This window comes from Shewanella baltica (genome assembly GCF_900456975.1).
Classification (GTDB): Bacteria; Pseudomonadota; Gammaproteobacteria; order Enterobacterales; family Shewanellaceae; genus Shewanella; species Shewanella baltica.
Genome location: NZ_UGYM01000002.1, coordinates 4,501,093 through 4,519,460 on the forward strand (window position 1 = coordinate 4,501,093; position 18,368 = coordinate 4,519,460).

The following is an 18,368-nucleotide window of genomic DNA, read 5'->3' on the forward strand; positions in this document are numbered from 1 at the left end:
GTGTTCCGTTTCGGCACAGTTGCAGTGTGCCGTTCGATGACAAAGTGACCACAGGACACACCTCTCTCCCTGAGTGCCCACACTGTTTCAAATCTGCAAAATTAGCTTTTCATCATACTGTTAGCGCAACAAGTGTACAACTCTTGCCAGTTTGGCACTCTCCTTGCGATGCACTCTTAGTATGCAAGCCTTAGGTGTTGCATAAGAGAACACTAAGCCAATCAATAGGATTGGCTTAAAGCAAAACGAAAAATATATAAAAAGGCATCCATTAGAGATGCATCAACAAGACTCCCTTGCTGAAGCTCAGAGCGTAAAAAGCGCCAACGCCCAGCATGCCATCCACAAGAAGGAATGATTCTATGATTTATGCTCAACCCGGAACCGCAGGCGCAATCGTTAACTTCAAAGAAAAATACGCAAACTTCATCGGCGGTAAATGGGTCGCCCCAGTCAATGGCAAATACTTCGACAATCGCTCACCCGTGAATGGCCAAAACTTTTGCCAAATCCCGCGATCCGATGCACAAGATATTGAATTAGCGTTAGATGCAGCCCACGCAGCCAAAGAAGCATGGGGTAAAACTTCAGTCACCGAACGCTCAAACCTGTTACTGCGCATTGCCGATCGGGTCGAACAAAATCTCGAATATTTAGCCGTCGCCGAAACCTGGGAAAACGGTAAAGCGGTGCGTGAAACCTTAAACGCCGACTTGCCCTTATTTGTCGATCACTTCCGCTACTTTGCTGGTTGTATCCGCGCACAGGAAGGCAGCGCCGCCGATATCGACGGCAACACAGTCAGCTATCATTTCCCAGAGCCTTTGGGCGTAGTCGGCCAGATCATTCCTTGGAACTTCCCGCTCTTGATGGCGGCATGGAAAATCGCTCCTGCGCTGGCGGCGGGTAACTGTGTGGTACTCAAGCCTGCGGAGCAAACACCAGTATCGATTCTGGTATTACTCGAGCTGATTGAAGACCTATTACCCGCGGGCATTCTTAACGTAGTCAACGGCTTTGGCGCTGAGGCGGGACAAGCTCTGGCCACCAGCAAACGCATTGCTAAGCTTGCGTTTACGGGCTCTACAGAAATTGGTTATCACATTTTAAAATGCGCCGCCGAATCCTTAATCCCATCAACTGTTGAGCTTGGCGGCAAATCGCCTAACGTGTTTTTTGCCGATGTGATGGACCATGAAGACGAATATTTAAATAAGGCCGTCGAAGGCATGTTACTGGCCTTCTTTAACCAAGGTGAAGTCTGTACTTGCCCATCTCGGGTGCTAGTCCAAGAATCGATTTTCGATCGCTTTATCGAGAAAGTGCTCGCCCGTGCGCAAACCATTAAGCAAGGCGATCCCTTAGATACCGACACTCAAGTTGGCGCTCAAGCCTCTAAAGAACAGTTCGATAAAATCTTAAGCTACTTAGCCATAGGTAAGGCTGAAGGTGCAGAAGTGCTACTGGGCGGCACACTTTGCCAACTCGATGGCGGCCAAAGCGAAGGTTATTACATCAGCCCAACCATTATGAAAGGCCACAATAAGATGCGTATCTTCCAAGAGGAAATCTTCGGCCCTGTGATTTCGGTCACCACCTTCAAAGATGAAGCCGAAGCCTTAGCGATCGCTAACGATACTGAGTATGGCTTAGGCGCTGGAGTGTGGACGCGGGATATGAACACGGCACAACGTATGGGACGTGGCATTCAAGCGGGCCGCGTGTGGATTAACTGTTACCACGCCTATCCTGCCCATGCCGCTTTTGGCGGATACAAAAAATCCGGTATTGGCCGCGAAACTCATAAGATGATGCTCAACCATTATCAAAATACGAAGAATCTCTTGGTGAGTTACGATGTGAATCCACTGGGTTTCTTCTAAGGGACTTTGTTAGGAGATTTATCTAAGAGGCTTTATCTAAGATACTTTTTATAAAGGACGTCTCTAACCTGCTACAGCAGTTGTCCTTAGCGGTTGCAGCTAAGCGTTGTTGAAGATGGTGCATTCGCAGTGATTGCTGCACAGCAATCACATAAATAAGAAAGGGCGACTCGCCCTTTCTTTGTTTCTGCCTCACATATTAATAAATCAGATGTTTACACAAAAAACTTACAGAAACATACCACCTGAGGCTTCGATACGCTGGGCATTAATCCAAGCGGCCGCTGGCGATAACAAGGCACTAATCGCGCCGCCGATATCGTCCGGCAAGCCCACACGTCCTAACGCAGTTTGCTGCGCTAAAAACTGATTCATCTGTTCATTATCCCGTGCAGCACCGCCGCCAAAATCTGTTTCAATCGCCCCAGGGGCAAGCACATTTACCCGAATACCCCGTGGGCCTAACTCCTTCGCCCAATACTTAGTCATAGTTTCGACCGCACCCTTCATAGTGGCATACGCGCCAAATCCGGGAATCGCAAAACGCGTCAAGCCGGTGGAAATATTGACAATGCTTCCCCCATCCATCAGCTGTGGCAATAAGGTTTGAGTCAAAAAGAACGGTCCTTTGACGTGGATGTTCATCAAGGTATCGAACTGTTTGATACTGGTTTCCGCCATAGGCACATGAATCCCGATACCAGCATTGTTAATCAAATAGTTAAACGACTCCCGCTGCCAAGCCTGAGCTAATACAGTGCTAACTTGGGTGGCAAACTCGGCAAATGAGCCGCTATCGCTCACATCCAGCGGCAGTGCTACCGCTTTGCGTCCCAGCCATTCAATCTCGGCAACCACTTCAGCGGCCGCTGCAGCATTCGTTTGATAGGTCAGGATAATATCTATCCCCTGAGCCGCTAATTTCTGGGCAGTGTTTTTACCTAAACCGCGGCTAGCGCCAGTGATAAGTGCAATTGGAGTCGTGTTCATGGTCAGTCCTTATAATCGTCGCTGGAAGTGGAACCTAAGCCTTGAGGCCTAATTAACTGCACACAGCTTATTACTTGCAATTAACGAGATAAACACACTATAAATGCTAAGACTGTTAACCAATAAAGGACAATCGCTGTGCAAGATAGACTGCAAGCCATGCAAATTTTTATGCGGGTCGCTGAATTACAAAGCTTTACCCAAGCAAGCGTCAGCTTAGGTCTATCGAAAACCCATGTGTCGAATGTGGTGGCGCAGTTCGAAACATTTCTGGGTGCGCGCTTGTTGCAACGCACCACGCGGACGGTACGCTTAACCCAAGATGGCCAGAGTTGTTATGAGCGCTGTAAAAGTTTACTGGCGGAATTTCAAGAATTAGAAGGCCTGTTCCAACTGCAAGCCGAGCAAGTGTCGGGGCGGCTCAGAGTCGATATGTCGACAGGCATTGCCCGCAACTTAGTGCTCCCTAAACTGGCTGAATTTATTGAGCAATATCCGCATATCGAGCTTGAACTAAGCAGCACAGATCGTAAGGTGGATGTCATTGCCGAAGGGTTCGATTGTGTGATTAGGGTCGGCAGTGTGCAGCAAGAAGGACTGATAGCGAAAAAGCTGGGGCATTTTAAGATGCTGAACTGTGTCAGCCCAGCCTATATTGCCAAATACGGTAAACCCGAAAGCCTTGAAGATTTGACCCAACAAAACCACAAACTCGTCCACTACGTAAGCCAATTAGGCGGCTCTGACTCAGGCTTTGAATATCAAGATCCCCACACTCATCAAGGGAACCTAACTATCCAACTGCCTAAATTGATTACGGTAAATAATGCCGATGCCTATAGCTCAGCCTGCTTGGCGGGGCTGGGGATCATTCAAGTCCCTAGCATAGGGGTGGCGAAGTATTTACACACTGGAGAGTTGGTCGAGATCCTGCCAAATTACCCCGCGCCACCTATGCCTGTAAGCTTGCTGTATCCCCACAGGCGGCACCTATCTAAACGCCTGCAAGTCTTTATGGCATGGTTAAATCAGCAGATGACGCCGTTTTTAGTCCCACATTAGAGACTTTTCGATGGCCGCTAAACGCTGAGCCAATTCGGCCATAGCGGCGGCCGTTTGCGGATCGCTTTGGGGATTAACAACTTCAATCAGCTTAAGTTTCGGCCGCGCCGTTAACCAAGAGCTGCCCGCAGTAATGACTAAATCCAGCACAAACTGACCGTAATAGTGCAGTCGCAAGCGGTTATCGGCTATGGGCCAGTGTGAGTGCAGTAAAAATGAATCATACATTTGCGCCAAAGATGTCGTCGCAATGAGCTTAAACGCTTCATCAAGCAGGCTAAACTCGGTTGATTCTTCGAAGGGACAATCAAAAGAAGTGATGACCAGATACCCCGAGGTTTTATTGGGTAAAACGCAGCGATATTGGCCTTCAATCACTAGGCCAGCAATAAAGGTATGAGTATATTGGCCATTGAAATACAAAGGTATTTTCAGTGGATTAAGCTCAAATCCATCGGTACGTGCTGTTAGCAGTGAAAATGCCGTTATCGGTTGCATCCCCTTACCCCACTTATCTCGCCTATCCGCGAAAACACATGTCACGCGGCTCTTGCGGATTCAAATCACTAGGGCTGGCGGCTTTTCCAATAACAGCCCAATAAGATCAAGTAACCGACAAAATATGCCACGAGATCGAGTGGATCAAAATGGCTACCTATCACTATCCGCGCCAAGCGATTTCCGCCCAAGCCTAGCTTGTCGACTAAACCCCAATACTGGCCAAACTCGATAGCAAAGGCAAACAGCAATACCGCAAACGCCAGCCAAGGAGTTTGAAATAAGCGCTTAATACCATCGCAGGTGTTTTTTGCTGCGGTATTTTCTACTTGATGGGTAAAAGGAACGACAACGCGCGCCATGCAAAACAGCAAGATCACCACCAATACATCGCCCACAAAACCACGGATAAAACCCGCAGGCGCATATAAAGCGATTAAGACTTCAGTCAAAAATAATAAAACCGTATAAATAAAAAAGGATTTACGACTCGGATTACGGCTGATGAAAGCGCGAATAACGGCGGTAGACATAGATAAGTTAGTCCCTAACTTCACTCGGTTGAGGTGGCAGAATTTACCGTAATACCAAGAGGTTAACAAGCGAGTTTCGTTGACATTTAAGACTCGTCACCCAGGCAAGCGCGCCACTTAACCCCATCAACTCAATGAATGTTCGCGCCTCAAAATTTAAGCGAGGTTTAAGTTTGGGTTAAGTAGCCTACACCTAAACCAACTTAGGAGCGTCACACCATGTCATCAAACACACTGCAAACCATCAAAGTCTGGGACCTGTTGATCCGCATATTCCATTGGTCTCTCGTCGGCTTTTTCACCTTAGCCTACCTCACTGAAGGCGAAGACGAGTGGATGACCATCCACAGTTACGCAGGTTACAGCATCTTAATTTTACTGGTGTTTCGTCTGCTCTGGGGCGTGATTGGTACCCACAATGCGCGATTTAGCAACTTTATCACTCACCCTAAAGAAGTGCTGGTGTACCTCAAAGGGCTCATCACAGGCAAAGCCAAAGACTACATAGGCCATAACCCCGCTGGAGCAATGATGATAGTAGCCTTGATTGCCAGCATCGCCATCACGGGATTCTCAGGCATGGCACTGTACGCCACCGACGGACACGGCCCATTAGCCACAAGCTTTTTCGCCACTTGGCCCGAAGGCGCCATAAAAGAAGTCCATGAATTCTTTGCCAACTTCACCGTGTTTCTTGTGATCATCCATGTTGGCGGCGTCATCGTCAGCAGCCTGCTACACAAAGAAAACTTAGTCAGAGCCATGGTCACGGGCAAGAAACAACGCCCAGTGGAACAAGAAGATTAATCCATTAGCCATTTTGCTTAGCAACAAGACATCCAGCCCAAAAGGAATGCCCTATGAACAGATTCACCAGATACACGAATAAAAGTCGCCTTACCATTGTCGCAATTTCAACCTTGCTGCTGACTAGCCTTAGCGTTAGCGCCGCCAACAGTAAAGTGCAAAGCCTGCCACTTAGCGCTGAGCGCATTGGCACGCAGCTGCAAAGCTATCAAGCCCAAGGCGCAGGACCCTTTACCGCCGCCGCAGGACAAAAGCTTTGGCTACAGGACATGGACGGTCGTAGCTGCGCCAGTTGCCATACCGCCAAAGTCACCGACATGGGGATGCACCAAAACACCCGAAAATCCATTGACCCTATGGCGCCGTCGATTACCGCAGATCGGTTAACCGACTCAGCCAAAATCGAGAAATGGTTTACCCGTAACTGTAACTGGACCTTTAAACGCGACTGCACGCCGCAGGAAAAAGGCGATGCCTTACTCTGGTTAAGCCTCCAATAACCGCCAAATTTCGACCTTATAACTCATTCAATTAGATCAATTAATTTCAATACCTTCCACAGAAGGTAACGGCACAAAAAGGAAGATGTCATGACTAAACAAGCACACCCTATTAGCTGGTTCTTAGGTTCATCACTCACAGCTGCGGCATTAGCCATTGGCGTTATCGGTATCAGCCTAACCTTAACCGGCACAGGCTATGCGGACGATGGCCGCGGGCTCAGCCGCGCCATTCCACAAAATGCAGAATATACGGCAGAATGTGGCAGCTGCCACATGGCTTACCCCGCGAACTTACTCCCCGCCGACAAGTGGCGCGCCATTACCGCAAATCTTGAGAATCACTTTGGTGATAACGCCAGCCTAGATCCTCAAGTCACTGCTAGAATTGAGGAATATCTTGTTCAACATGCGGCGCAAAATGGTAAGGTGATGAAAAACAGCAAGCCACTGCTTGCAGGCGCTGGGCCGCAGAAGATCACAGAACAGGCATTTTTTATTCGCAAACACGATGAGATCCCAAGACGTATGGTGCAAGATAACCCCAAAGTCGGCTCATTCAGTCAATGCAGCAATTGTCACAACCTCGCAGAGAAGGGCATATTCGATGAAGATACCGTTAATATTCCTGGCTTTGGCCGTTGGGATGATTAGCAGCCCCAGCTGCAATGCCCACGACGATGATCTTTCAAACAAGGTGGTCGAGTGGGTTAAGGAGGGCAAGGTTTTGCCCTTCGACACCATAATGCAACGCTATGAATCACGGCTAAAAGGACGGTTGCTCGATCTCGAAGTCGAGCAAAAACATGGCAGGATCATCTACGAGCTCGAAATCCTCCGTGACGATGGCATAGTGTATGAAATCAAGATTGACGCCAAAACTGGCGAGTGGCTAAAGGAAAAGGTCGACTGATGCGTTTGCTATTGATTGAAGATGATACTGATCTGGTCGCGCGCCTCATTCCCGCCCTAAACAAGGCGGGTTATACCGTCGAGCACGCCGATAACGGTATTGATGGCGCCTTTTTAGGCGAAGAAGAAAACTTCGAAGCCGTGATCCTCGATCTCGGTTTACCCGGCAAACCCGGTTTACAAGTCCTCGGCCAATGGCGACAAAAAGGCTTAGCCATGCCAGTGCTGATCCTCACCGCCCGCGATGCTTGGCATGAGCGGGTCGACGGCCTCAAGGCGGGTGCCGATGATTACCTTGGCAAGCCTTTTCATATTGAAGAACTACTCGCAAGGCTCGAAGTGTTGATCCGCCGCCACTTTGGCCGCGCCGACAATGTGTTGCAACATGCGGGCGTCTCCCTCGATGTCGACAAACAAGCCGTCACCAATGTCGACGGTGAAGTGATAGAGCTGACTAAGATTGAATATCGCCTACTGCATTATTTAATGGTCAATCCCAGTAAAATCGTCTCTAAGTCAGAGCTCAGTGAACGCATTTACGAAGAAGATCAAATCAAGGACAGCAATGTCATCGAAGTGTACGTCAACCGCCTGCGCCAACGCTTAGGCAAGGATTATATCGAAACCCGTCGCGGCCAAGGTTATCGACTCAAGGAGTAAAAGGCGTGTATTCACTCAAGGGTTATCTGACGCGCAATCTGCTGATCACGCTCACCTTTGCCATGGTGCTGCTACTGTATTTTCTGTACCAAGGTATTCAAATATTAACCCAAGATTTTGTTGCCTCGCGATTGCAACACGATGCCGACAGCCTGATCTCCGCCCTGAATAACCATCCCGATGGCACCTGGGCGATCACCACCGACCGCTTGCCCAATGTGTACCACAGGGTTAATTCTGGGCATTATTTTGCGATTCAAATCGGCGAGCAAACCCTGCGCTCACGCTCCCTATTCGACCATAACGTGAACATGCCAAAACTGACCGCCGGTGAGCACCACCAAGCCACTGAGTTTGTCGGCAAAGAACATTGGCTGATGTTCAGTCAGGCCGTAATCAAAGATGATCAATTAGTTACCCTGTGGGTGACAGAAGACATCAGCGAGCTCGAACAAACTCAAGTACAGTTTTTAGCCTTTGCCAGCGCGGCGGTGTTGCTCACGATTGTTATTCTATTAATGGCACAGTATCAATTACTTAAACGCGGCTTTAAACCCTTAGAGCAGATGCCTGAAGCCATACGGCAGATGCGCACCCAAGGGCAAGAAATTAATCCAGACCAAATGCCGAGCGAAATCATCCCGCTGATTGAGGAGATAGATCGTTTAGTCAATCAATTGGGCCAAAGAGTGCAACGCTCCCGCAATGCCTTGGGTAACTTAGCCCATGAAATGAAACGTCCGCTACAAGGGCTGCAGTCCTACCTAGAAAGCCTTCCACCAGAACAGATGAGTGAGGGCAGCAAGGTGCTCGCAAACCTGCACCACATTATTGAGAGAGAGCTTAAGCGCACTAAGATTGTCGGCCTGTCCACTCCGGGGCGTTATACCGTGCTCGATGACGACCTCGCGCCGCTGATTCAAGTGATGCAGCGTATCTACCCAGACCGCATTATTCATAGCCATTACGCGAGTGGCTTAGTGATGCCATTTGACCGCGATGACTTACTCGAACTCTTAGGTAATTTACTGGATAACGCCTGCAAACATAGCCGCAAGGACATTGAGATCCGTATAGTGCATCAAACGGCTCCCACCGCAGGTTATGGGATCATAGTCAGCGATGATGGCGAAGGCGTCTCCGATGCCGCATTGTCGATTATCATCGAGCGCGGCATTCGACTAGATGAAAGCATCCAAGGCCATGGCTTAGGATTATCAATCTGTAAAGATATCGTCGACAGTTATCAGGGCGAACTCAGCTTTAGCCACGCGCAACAAGGTGGACTCGAAGCCAGCGTATTTCTGCCGATCCCGAGTTAAGCGGTATACTCAGCCAAACCATGCTCAATCAAACCTGCCGCCACATAATGTAGATCAGCGAACTGACTTAAGTATTCGCGCCATAATGTCGCACCATGAAGCCCTTTGCATAACACAAGCCCAGAGATTTATATGAAAGTTATCGACCTAAAATCGGCCCCGCAGCACGTTCCACAACTGGCACAATGGCATCATCACGAATGGGCACATTTAAGTTCTGCGGACGCCACAGTCACCACACTCATTGAGCAAATGAGCGAGTACCTCTCTGATGCCGCCATTCCTAAGATGTTTATCTGTGAAGAAGCTAACCAAGTCATGGGCTCCTCCTCATTAACCGCAGCAGATATGGATACCCGAACCGACCTAAGCCCTTGGCTGGCCAATGTGTATGTTAATCCACACTATCGAAATAAAGGCTTGGGGAAATTATTAGTCAATGCCGTCGTTGATTATGCCAAAGCACTCGGATTACAAAAAATCTATTTGTTTACCGCAGACAAAGCAGACTTTTATCAAACGCTTGGTTGGTCAACGATTTCACGGGAAGATTATATGGGCGAGATGGTCACGATAATGGAATTTGAATTTAAGAAGTGAATGTTTAAGGAGAGTGAGCAAGCTCCACGACGGGCGTCGTGAAGCTGTACATGCTGGCTAAATATCTAGATGTGATATCCAATACTTAGCGACAAGCCAAAGGCTTTAGTCAATTTCTATATCCACGCCGAAACGATTGGATAGTTGGCGTTGCTCGTGCAGAATTTCAATTCGGCGGCGAGTGTCTTGGGTCAACTTGTCTTTGAGGCGCAAACCACTAGTAATGGCGGCTTTTTTTGCTTTCTTGCTCTTAGTTGTCGTTGCATCCGTTGGACTCTCGACGGCTTGAGATTCGATAGACATAGCTAACTCCTTTAATTAGAACCTTAAATAGGCTCTTCCAGTAAATCCCTGCTCAAAACGAACAAACAGGTCATCTTTATAATGAGTCAATTCGCCATTCACTATTTAAGTAATAGATAATTTGGCGACTCATAAACTTACGGCTCATATTATTTACCTAAGCCAACAAAATTAAATCACATGCTAACAGGATAAAAATAATCGAGACGTAAGGTCGAAATGAAAAACTGAGTATTGATTGACTTCATCGGCGTAACAGAACCCTAACGAGCCCTAAATTTCCAGCGACAAAGCGGCATAACATAGGTAGAGAAAGAACAGGTGGTAATGCAGAAAGGTTGGTAAGCTCAAGCGGCAAAGCGCTGCTGCGCAACAATTAGGCTGCGCAACAGTACTACATCTAGCCTAGATTTACGACTTATATGGCATAGCGCCAAGGTAATCTTTCTTGCCAATTTCAACACCGTTGTGGCGCAAAATCGCGTAGGCTGTTGTTACATGGAAGTAAATGTTCGGAATCGCATGCTCAATAGCAAACTCATAACCCGTCAGATATTTTCCTTCCCAACGCGGTTGTGAGACATGGATCGTGGCCGCATTAGCAAAATCATCCGCTTTGAACGTCGCTAAGTAATCTAATACTGAGCTAATACGCGCTTGCAAATCAGCTAAAGTCGTTTCGCTATCATCGTGCTTTGGCACTGTATCTAAGTTATCGGTCAAACGTGCCACGCCAATTTTGGCAGTATCACAGGCAATTTGAACTTGGCGAATAAGGTTAAATTGATCCGGCGCTAAACGTGAGTTTAATAGCACCGCCATATCGACTTTCTTGAGGTTTGCGAAGCATTCGCCCTTTTCAAGAATAACGCTTAAATTTTTCAGCATCTTGCTAAATTGTACAACCGTTAAATCATAAAGCATGGCATTGACCTCAGTGATGGACGCTACAAAACTGCAGCACTTAAGACTATCTTGGGGCAAATAACTCAATTTCAATCATTCTTGGAATTTAAGTATTTGCTTAACAATAAACACACCTAAATAAGCCCTATTAAGCAGCTAAAAATGACAAGAAACAGGTGGAACCTTGTGAGGAAAAGCATTTATTAAGCGAAAGAGGTTAATATTCAATCAGAGAAACAGTAGTAGACGGTACAAAATTTGGACAATTTAACGAATAACAGCTTGAGATATCACCAATAATGTTAATTTCTCCACAACGAAAAAAGCCTCTACATTGCTGTAGAGGCTTTCATCTTTATGTTGGCGGGTGAAATATCGCGCAGCGATGAGCTCATGAACGAGAGGCATGGATAATGGAATGGACCCATCCACTTTTAATCGGCCTCACAGTGGGCCACGATGTAGTCGCTAAAACTCATCAGAAAGAGGACGGGTCCACTTATGAAGATTACTACAATTGGTTTAGATATCGCAAAGTCTGTTTTTCATGCTGTTGGTGTCGATAAAGCAGGCAAGTTAATCAAAAAGAAAATGCTTAGACGCAAGGACTTACTTTCCTTTCTTGCTCAAATTGAGCCGTGTCTGATTGTGATGGAAGCCTGTGGTGGAGCAAATTACTGGGCCAGAGAATTTGAGCTGTTGGGCCATAACGTCAAGCTAATCGCACCTCAATTTGTGGTGCCTTTTCGGCAAGGTAATAAAAATGACTACAACGATGCGCTAGCCATCGCTGAAGCTGCGCAGCGACCCAACATGCGGTTTGTAAAACCCAAAAGCGTTGAGCAGCAAGATGTGCAACTGCTCCACCGCATGCGCGAACGATTAACTAAACAATCAACCGCCTTAATCAATCAAGTCAGAGGGATGTTAGCGGAATACGGCATTGTGATAACCAAAAGTAAATCGGCTTTTAAAGTACAGTTTCCAGATATTTTAGCGGATGAAACCAATGCGCTGACTACCAAAGGTCGGGCCATTTTTTATCAGTTATATGAAGAGTTTAGTGATATAGAAAAACGGCTTAAGGGTTGTGACGTTCAAGTGCTCACTGAAACTAAGAACAATGTGATTTGCCAGCGTTTAGAAACTATCCCAGGTATTGGTCCAGTCACCGCTACCGCCTTTTATGCCGCCGCAGGTGATGGTAAAGATTTCAGTAATGGTAGACACTTTTCAGCTTGGTGTGGCTTGGTTCCCAAGCAACACAGCAGTGGAGGTAAAGATAACCTCCTTGGAATAAGCAAGCGGGGAAATGCTTACTTACGTACCCTGTTCATCCACGGCGCCAGAGCTGTGTTACAGCACAGTTGTCATAAACAGGATAAATTTAGTTGCTGGGCAATCCAGTTAGCAGAACGCCGAGGTTTTAACCGAGCCTGTGTAGCCGTCGCCAATAAACTCGCGAGAATGGCATGGGTTATCGCGGCGCATGACGAAGAATATCGACTTCCAGTATAGTGCTGAATAGATTCAATAAACGTTAATAATTAACCAACCAGCAAGTTGCTAAGACACTTGAATTGATGATGAGACAGTCAGACTGATCTACTGAAAACCTTAGCTCGGTATAGGCTCATAATGAAGCCGCAAGGATGATAAGGACAGTAGAAGCAGATATCCATCAGGGCCAGAGGCATACCTCAATAACAGGCCGAATATATGGGTGCAATGAACTCTTCTCAAAATCGCTATCGAATGTCTTGCAAACCGGATGGGTCCATATATGCCGAGCTGGGCTGTTAAGCAGGGATGCTGTTGGACGGGACGGCCGCGACGATTGAAATAGATAAATTCCAGATACGAAAAAGCCCTAACATTGCTGTTAGGGCTTATCGAAATGTTGGCGGAGCGGACGGGACTCGAACCCGCGACCCCCGGCGTGACAGGCCGGTATTCTAACCAACTGAACTACCGCTCCTTTAGTCTAACGTTTGCACGTTAACCTAAATTAGGCGCTTGGCAATGACCTACTCTCACATGGGGAGACCCCACACTACCATCGGCGCGTTTGCGTTTCACTTCTGAGTTCGGGATGGGATCAGGTGGTTCCACAAGGCTATTGTCACCAAGCAAATTCTGCTTATTACCGTGTCCATCGCTGGCTCACGCTAATAATAATTCGGAAAGCTGATTTTTTTTTGAGTCTTTAACTTTATCAAGTGTCTATATTCTGTCTAAGGCTTTCAGTAAAACCCATCTGGGTTGTATGGTTAAGCCTCTCGAGTCATTAGTACATGTTAGCTCAACGCCTCACAACGCTTACACACCATGCCTATCAACGTCCTAGTCTCGAACGGCTCTTTAGAGGAATTAAATTCCTAGGGATGACTCATCTTAGGGCTCGCTTCCCGCTTAGATGCTTTCAGCGGTTATCGATTCCGAACGTAGCTACCGGGCAATGCCATTGGCATGACAACCCGAACACCAGCGGTTCGTCCACTCCGGTCCTCTCGTACTAGGAGCAGCTCCCTTCAATCATCCAACGCCCACGGCAGATAGGGACCGAACTGTCTCACGACGTTCTGAACCCAGCTCGCGTACCACTTTAAATGGCGAACAGCCATACCCTTGGGACCGACTTCAGCCCCAGGATGTGATGAGCCGACATCGAGGTGCCAAACACCGCCGTCGATATGAACTCTTGGGCGGTATCAGCCTGTTATCCCCGGAGTACCTTTTATCCGTTGAGCGATGGCCCTTCCATTCAGAACCACCGGATCACTATGACCTACTTTCGTACCTGCTCGACGTGTATGTCTCGCAGTTAAGCTGGCTTATGCCATTGCACTAACCGTACGATGTCCGACCGTACTTAGCCAACCTTCGTGCTCCTCCGTTACTCTTTGGGAGGAGACCGCCCCAGTCAAACTACCCACCAGGCACTGTCCCTAATCCCGATAAGGGACCTAGGTTAGAACATCAAAACTACAAGGGTGGTATTTCAAGGACGACTCCATCATGACTAGCGTCACAACTTCAAAGTCTCCCACCTATCCTACACATGTAGGTTCAATGTTCAGTGCCAAGCTATAGTAAAGGTTCACGGGGTCTTTCCGTCTAGCCGCGGGTATACGGCATCTTCACCGCAATTTCAACTTCACTGAGTCTCGGCTGGAGACAGCGTGGCCATCATTACGCCATTCGTGCAGGTCGGAACTTACCCGACAAGGAATTTCGCTACCTTAGGACCGTTATAGTTACGGCCGCCGTTTACCGGGGCTTCGATCATGAGCTTCTCTTGCGATAACCCAATCAATTAACCTTCCGGCACCGGGCAGGCGTCACACCGTATACTTCCTCTTGCGAGTTTGCACAGTGCTGTGTTTTTGATAAACAGTTGCAGCCACCTGGTATCTGCGACTCCCGTCAGCTTAGAGAGCAAGTCTCATCACCAACAGGAGCGTACCTTCTCCCGAAGTTACGGTACCATTTTGCCTAGTTCCTTCAGCCGAGTTCTCTCAAGCGCCTTGGTATTCTCTACCCGACCACCTGTGTCGGTTTGGGGTACGATTCCCACTAACCTGAAGCTTAGAAGATTTTCCTGGAAGCATGGCATCAACTACTTCAGTCCCTTAGGACCTCGTCATCAGCTCTCAGTCTGCACACTAAAGTGCGATTCCCCGGATTTGCCTAAGAAATCAACCTACCACCTTAAACGCGGACTACCAACGCCGCGCTAGCCTAGCCTTCTCCGTCTCTCCATCGCAGTTAGCGGAAGTACAGAAATATTAATCTGTTTCCCATCGATTACGCCTTTCGGCCTCACCTTAGGGGTCGACTCACCCTGCCCCGATTAACGTTGGACAGGAACCCTTGGTCTTTCGGCGAGGGGGTTTTTCACCCCCTTTATCGTTACTCATGTCAGCATTCGCACTTCTGATACCTCCAGCGTGGGTTACCCCTTCACCTTCAACGGCTTACAGAACGCTCCTCTACCGCGCATCTCTAATGAAATGCACCCGTAGCTTCGGTGACTAGCTTAGCCCCGTTACATCTTCCGCGCAGGCCGACTCGACTAGTGAGCTATTACGCTTTCTTTAAATGATGGCTGCTTCTAAGCCAACATCCTAGCTGTCTAAGCCTTCCCACATCGTTTCCCACTTAGCTAGTACTTTGGGACCTTAGCTGACGGTCTGGGTTGTTTCCCTTTTGACGACGGACGTTAGCACCCGCCGTCTGTCTCCCGAGTAGTACTCATTGGTATTCGGAGTTTGCAAAGGGTTGGTAAGTCGGGATGACCCCCTAGCCTTAACAGTGCTCTACCCCCAATGGTATTCGCTCGAGGCGCTACCTAAATAGCTTTCGAGGAGAACCAGATATCTCCCGGTTTGATTGGCCTTTCACCCCCAGCCACAAGTCATCCGCTAATTTTTCAACATTAGTCGGTTCGGTCCTCCAGTTGATGTTACTCAACCTTCAACCTGCCCATGGCTAGATCACCGGGTTTCGGGTCTACACCTTGCAACTAAACGCGCAGTTAACACTCGGTTTCCCTACGGCTCCGCTATTCGCTTAACCTCGCTACAAAATGTAAGTCGCTGACCCATTATACAAAAGGTACGCAGTCACGGTCTCAAGAACCGCTCCCACTGCTTGTACGTATACGGTTTCAGGTTCTATTTCACTCCCCTCACAGGGGTTCTTTTCGCCTTTCCCTCACGGTACTGGTTCACTATCGGTCAGTCAGGAGTATTTAGCCTTGGAGGATGGTCCCCCCATATTCAAACAGGATGTCACGTGTCCCGCCTTACTCGTTTTCATCAATGGTTAGTTTTCATGTACGGGGCTATCACCCTGTGCCGCTGTGCTTTCCAACACATTCCACTAACACCCCACTGACTTAAGGGCTAATCCCCGTTCGCTCGCCGCTACTAGGGGAATCTCGGTTGATTTCTTTTCCTCCGGGTACTTAGATGTTTCAGTTCCCCGGGTTCGCCTCGCAACACTATGTATTCATGTTGCGATAACAGCTTATGCTGCTGGGTTCCCCCATTCGGACATCGTTAGCTCAAATGCTTGTTACTAGCTCGCCAACGCTTTTCGCAAGTTACTACGTCCTTCATCGCCTCTGACTGCCAAGGCATCCACCGTATACGCTTAGTCGCTTAACCATACAACCCAAATGAGTTTCACTCACCTGGGTCGCATTGCGACCAGCTTGGTTTTACTTGTCTCACTTCTGACCAAAGAAGTGGACGCGCCTTAGACGTAAACTATTCAATAAAGAATAATTTACTTTTGAATATTCAAGACACTTAATAAAGTGTTTGAGAACTCATGATGCAAACGTTTCCACGTTTACATCGGTTTGTAAGTAACATGACGACAGACATCATCACGTTACATACTATCAGCTTTCCAAATTGTTAAAGAACAATGCGTACCGGCTAGCGGCGCATTCAGCTCTGACTTCTCCTAAGAGAAGATAAACAAGCAATCTGTGTGAACACTCAAAAGGTACACGGATGTACCGAATGTCGAAAATGCAGGAGCATTTTTCGACCAAGAATTAAGTTAGTCGTATAGGTAAGGAGGTGATCCAGCCCCAGGTTCCCCTAGGGCTACCTTGTTACGACTTCACCCCAGTCATGAACCACAAAGTGGTGAGCGCCCCCCCGAAGGTTAAGCTACCCACTTCTTTTGCAGCCCACTCCCATGGTGTGACGGGCGGTGTGTACAAGGCCCGGGAACGTATTCACCGTGGCATTCTGATCCACGATTACTAGCGATTCCGACTTCATGGAGTCGAGTTGCAGACTCCAATCCGGACTACGACGAGCTTTGTGAGATTAGCTCCACCTCGCGGCTTTGCAACCCTCTGTACTCGCCATTGTAGCACGTGTGTAGCCCTACTCGTAAGGGCCATGATGACTTGACGTCGTCCCCACCTTCCTCCGGTTTATCACCGGCAGTCTCCCTAGAGTTCCCACCATTACGTGCTGGCAAATAAGGATAGGGGTTGCGCTCGTTGCGGGACTTAACCCAACATTTCACAACACGAGCTGACGACAGCCATGCAGCACCTGTCTCACAGTTCCCGAAGGCACACCTGTATCTCTACTGGCTTCTGTGGATGTCAAGAGTAGGTAAGGTTCTTCGCGTTGCATCGAATTAAACCACATGCTCCACCGCTTGTGCGGGCCCCCGTCAATTCATTTGAGTTTTAACCTTGCGGCCGTACTCCCCAGGCGGTCTACTTAATGCGTTAGCTTGAGAGCCCAGTGTTCAAGACACCAAACTCCGAGTAGACATCGTTTACGGCGTGGACTACCAGGGTATCTAATCCTGTTTGCTCCCCACGCTTTCGTGCCTGAGCGTCAGTCTTTGTCCAGGGGGCCGCCTTCGCCACCGGTATTCCTCCAGATCTCTACGCATTTCACCGCTACACCTGGAATTCTACCCCCCTCTACAAGACTCTAGTTCGCCAGTTCGAAATGCAATTCCCAGGTTGAGCCCGGGGCTTTCACATCTCGCTTAACAAACCGCCTGCGCACGCTTTACGCCCAGTAATTCCGATTAACGCTCGGACCCTCCGTATTACCGCGGCTGCTGGCACGGAGTTAGCCGGTCCTTCTTCTGTAGGTAACGTCACAGTAATAGCGTATTAAACTATTACCTTTCCTCCCTACTGAAAGTGCTTTACAACCCGAAGGCCTTCTTCACACACGCGGCATGGCTGCATCAGGGTTTCCCCCATTGTGCAATATTCCCCACTGCTGCCTCCCGTAGGAGTCTGGGCCGTGTCTCAGTCCCAGTGTGGCTGATCATCCTCTCAGAACAGCTAGGGATCGTCGCCTTGGTGAGCCATTACCTCACCAACTAGCTAATCCCACCTAGGTTCATCCAATCGCGGAAGGCCCGAAGGTCCCCTCCTTTCCCCCGTAGGGCGTATGCGGTATTAGCAGTCGTTTCCAACTGTTATCCCCCTCGACTGGGCAGATCCCTAGGCATTACTCACCCGTCCGCCGCTCGCCGGCAAAGATAGTAAACTACCTTCCCGCTGCCGCTCGACTTGCATGTGTTAGGCCTGCCGCCAGCGTTCAATCTGAGCCATGATCAAACTCTTCAATTAAAGTTTTGTTGCTTCCGTCTTGCGACTTCAGCGGCTCAATGAATTCTGATTTTTTGTTTCTCGCTAAAAGAAACAAACTGTACATATTGCTATGAACACTCATTGTTACATTGATTTAAATTTTTGACTGCCAACCCGAAGGTTAAGCAGTTTCGATTAACTCAACACCTGTGAGTGTCCACACAGATTTCTTGTTTTATCTTGTTAAAGAGCAACTCAATATCCGTAAGAGGACTTGAGTACCACACTGAGCGCCGAAC

15 protein-coding genes, 1 tRNA gene and 3 rRNA genes are annotated in these 18,368 nt (G+C 48.3%); 10 read left to right on the forward strand and 9 right to left on the reverse strand.

From position 1 onward, the window contains the following. The first annotated feature begins 362 nt into the window (after positions 1-362). Entirely contained in the window at positions 363-1,883 is a 1,521-nt protein-coding gene (gene exaC, locus DYH48_RS20145) for an acetaldehyde dehydrogenase ExaC (RefSeq protein ID WP_006079725.1), read from the forward strand. A gap of 228 nt (positions 1,884-2,111) precedes the next feature. Here the strand turns inward: exaC and DYH48_RS20150 are convergent, their stop codons facing one another. Continuing rightward, positions 2,112-2,873 carry an SDR family NAD(P)-dependent oxidoreductase gene (locus DYH48_RS20150; protein WP_115335744.1) on the reverse strand — a complete coding sequence of 254 codons (762 nt, stop codon included), beginning with the start codon at positions 2,871-2,873 and terminating at the stop codon, positions 2,112-2,114. Positions 2,874-3,011: 138 nt separating this feature from the next. On the opposite strand from DYH48_RS20150, the gene DYH48_RS20155 reads away from it, so the two are divergent. Then, on the forward strand, positions 3,012-3,935 hold the full coding sequence (locus DYH48_RS20155; RefSeq protein ID WP_115335745.1) for a LysR family transcriptional regulator: 924 nt from the start codon (positions 3,012-3,014) through the stop codon (positions 3,933-3,935). Here DYH48_RS20155 and DYH48_RS20160 read toward each other — a convergent pair. After that, complete coding sequence (locus DYH48_RS20160; protein ID WP_115335746.1) at positions 3,921-4,433, reverse strand: hypothetical protein; 513 nt, start codon at positions 4,431-4,433, stop codon at positions 3,921-3,923. The genes DYH48_RS20155 and DYH48_RS20160 overlap by 15 nt on opposite strands. Positions 4,434-4,501: 68 nt before the next feature. After that, positions 4,502-4,966 (reverse strand): ribosomal maturation YjgA family protein, encoded by a 465-nt coding sequence (locus tag DYH48_RS20165; protein ID WP_115335747.1) that lies wholly within the window; start codon positions 4,964-4,966, stop codon positions 4,502-4,504. 219 nt (positions 4,967-5,185) lie between these two features. Here DYH48_RS20165 and DYH48_RS20170 point away from each other — a divergent pair, with 219 nt between their 5' ends. From DYH48_RS20170 to DYH48_RS20200, 7 genes are all read left to right on the forward strand, one after another. Continuing rightward, positions 5,186-5,773 (forward strand): cytochrome b/b6 domain-containing protein, encoded by a 588-nt coding sequence (locus DYH48_RS20170; RefSeq protein WP_115335748.1) that lies wholly within the window; start codon positions 5,186-5,188, stop codon positions 5,771-5,773. Between the two features lie 53 nt (positions 5,774-5,826). Further along, positions 5,827-6,273: a DUF1924 domain-containing protein gene (locus DYH48_RS20175; RefSeq protein WP_115335749.1), complete on the forward strand. Its 447-nt coding sequence runs from the start codon at positions 5,827-5,829 to the stop codon at positions 6,271-6,273. 90 nt (positions 6,274-6,363) lie between these two features. After that, entirely contained in the window at positions 6,364-6,927 is a 564-nt protein-coding gene (locus DYH48_RS20180; protein WP_115335750.1) for a diheme cytochrome c, read from the forward strand. Beyond that, positions 6,920-7,186, forward strand: a complete 267-nt coding sequence (locus DYH48_RS20185; protein ID WP_012196525.1) for a PepSY domain-containing protein — start codon at positions 6,920-6,922, stop codon at positions 7,184-7,186. The genes DYH48_RS20180 and DYH48_RS20185 overlap by 8 nt, the downstream gene beginning before the upstream one ends. Then, positions 7,186-7,845, forward strand: a complete 660-nt coding sequence (locus DYH48_RS20190) for a winged helix-turn-helix domain-containing protein (protein ID WP_006079718.1) — start codon at positions 7,186-7,188, stop codon at positions 7,843-7,845. Before DYH48_RS20185 ends, DYH48_RS20190 begins: the two co-directional genes overlap by 1 nt. A gap of 5 nt (positions 7,846-7,850) precedes the next feature. Then, a complete protein-coding gene (locus tag DYH48_RS20195) occupies positions 7,851-9,167 on the forward strand; it encodes a sensor histidine kinase (RefSeq protein ID WP_115335751.1) in 1,317 nt (438 codons plus the stop codon). Positions 9,168-9,299: 132 nt separating this feature from the next. Continuing rightward, the gene (locus DYH48_RS20200) at positions 9,300-9,767 is read left to right on the forward strand and encodes a GNAT family N-acetyltransferase (protein ID WP_115335752.1); all 468 of its coding nucleotides are present in this window, start codon (positions 9,300-9,302) and stop codon (positions 9,765-9,767) included. A gap of 105 nt (positions 9,768-9,872) precedes the next feature. On the opposite strand, the gene DYH48_RS20205 is transcribed toward DYH48_RS20200, so the two are convergent. Both DYH48_RS20205 and DYH48_RS20210 read right to left on the reverse strand, forming a co-directional pair. Continuing rightward, positions 9,873-10,070 carry a hypothetical protein gene (locus DYH48_RS20205; protein WP_006079715.1) on the reverse strand — a complete coding sequence of 66 codons (198 nt, stop codon included), beginning with the start codon at positions 10,068-10,070 and terminating at the stop codon, positions 9,873-9,875. Positions 10,071-10,481: 411 nt separating this feature from the next. Further along, positions 10,482-10,994, reverse strand: coding sequence for a DUF1993 domain-containing protein (locus tag DYH48_RS20210; RefSeq protein ID WP_011845500.1), 513 nt, complete (start codon positions 10,992-10,994; stop codon positions 10,482-10,484). 483 nt (positions 10,995-11,477) lie between these two features. On the opposite strand from DYH48_RS20210, the gene DYH48_RS20215 reads away from it, so the two are divergent. Further along, positions 11,478-12,494 carry an IS110-like element ISSba19 family transposase gene (locus DYH48_RS20215; protein ID WP_115333859.1) on the forward strand — a complete coding sequence of 339 codons (1,017 nt, stop codon included), beginning with the start codon at positions 11,478-11,480 and terminating at the stop codon, positions 12,492-12,494. Between the two features lie 383 nt (positions 12,495-12,877). On the opposite strand, the gene DYH48_RS20220 is transcribed toward DYH48_RS20215, so the two are convergent. The 4 genes from DYH48_RS20220 to DYH48_RS20235 form a co-directional block, all read right to left on the reverse strand. Further along, positions 12,878-12,954 (reverse strand) — tRNA-Asp (locus DYH48_RS20220). 36 nt (positions 12,955-12,990) lie between these two features. Then, positions 12,991-13,106 (reverse strand): 5S ribosomal RNA (rrf, locus tag DYH48_RS20225). Between the two features lie 136 nt (positions 13,107-13,242). Then, positions 13,243-16,147: ribosomal RNA gene (locus DYH48_RS20230) — 23S ribosomal RNA — on the reverse strand. A 416-nt stretch (positions 16,148-16,563) separates the two neighbouring features. Further along, positions 16,564-18,108: ribosomal RNA gene (locus tag DYH48_RS20235) — 16S ribosomal RNA — on the reverse strand. The 16S, 23S and 5S rRNA genes sit together here with 1 tRNA gene alongside, the layout of an rRNA operon. Positions 18,109-18,368: the final 260 nt, after the last annotated feature.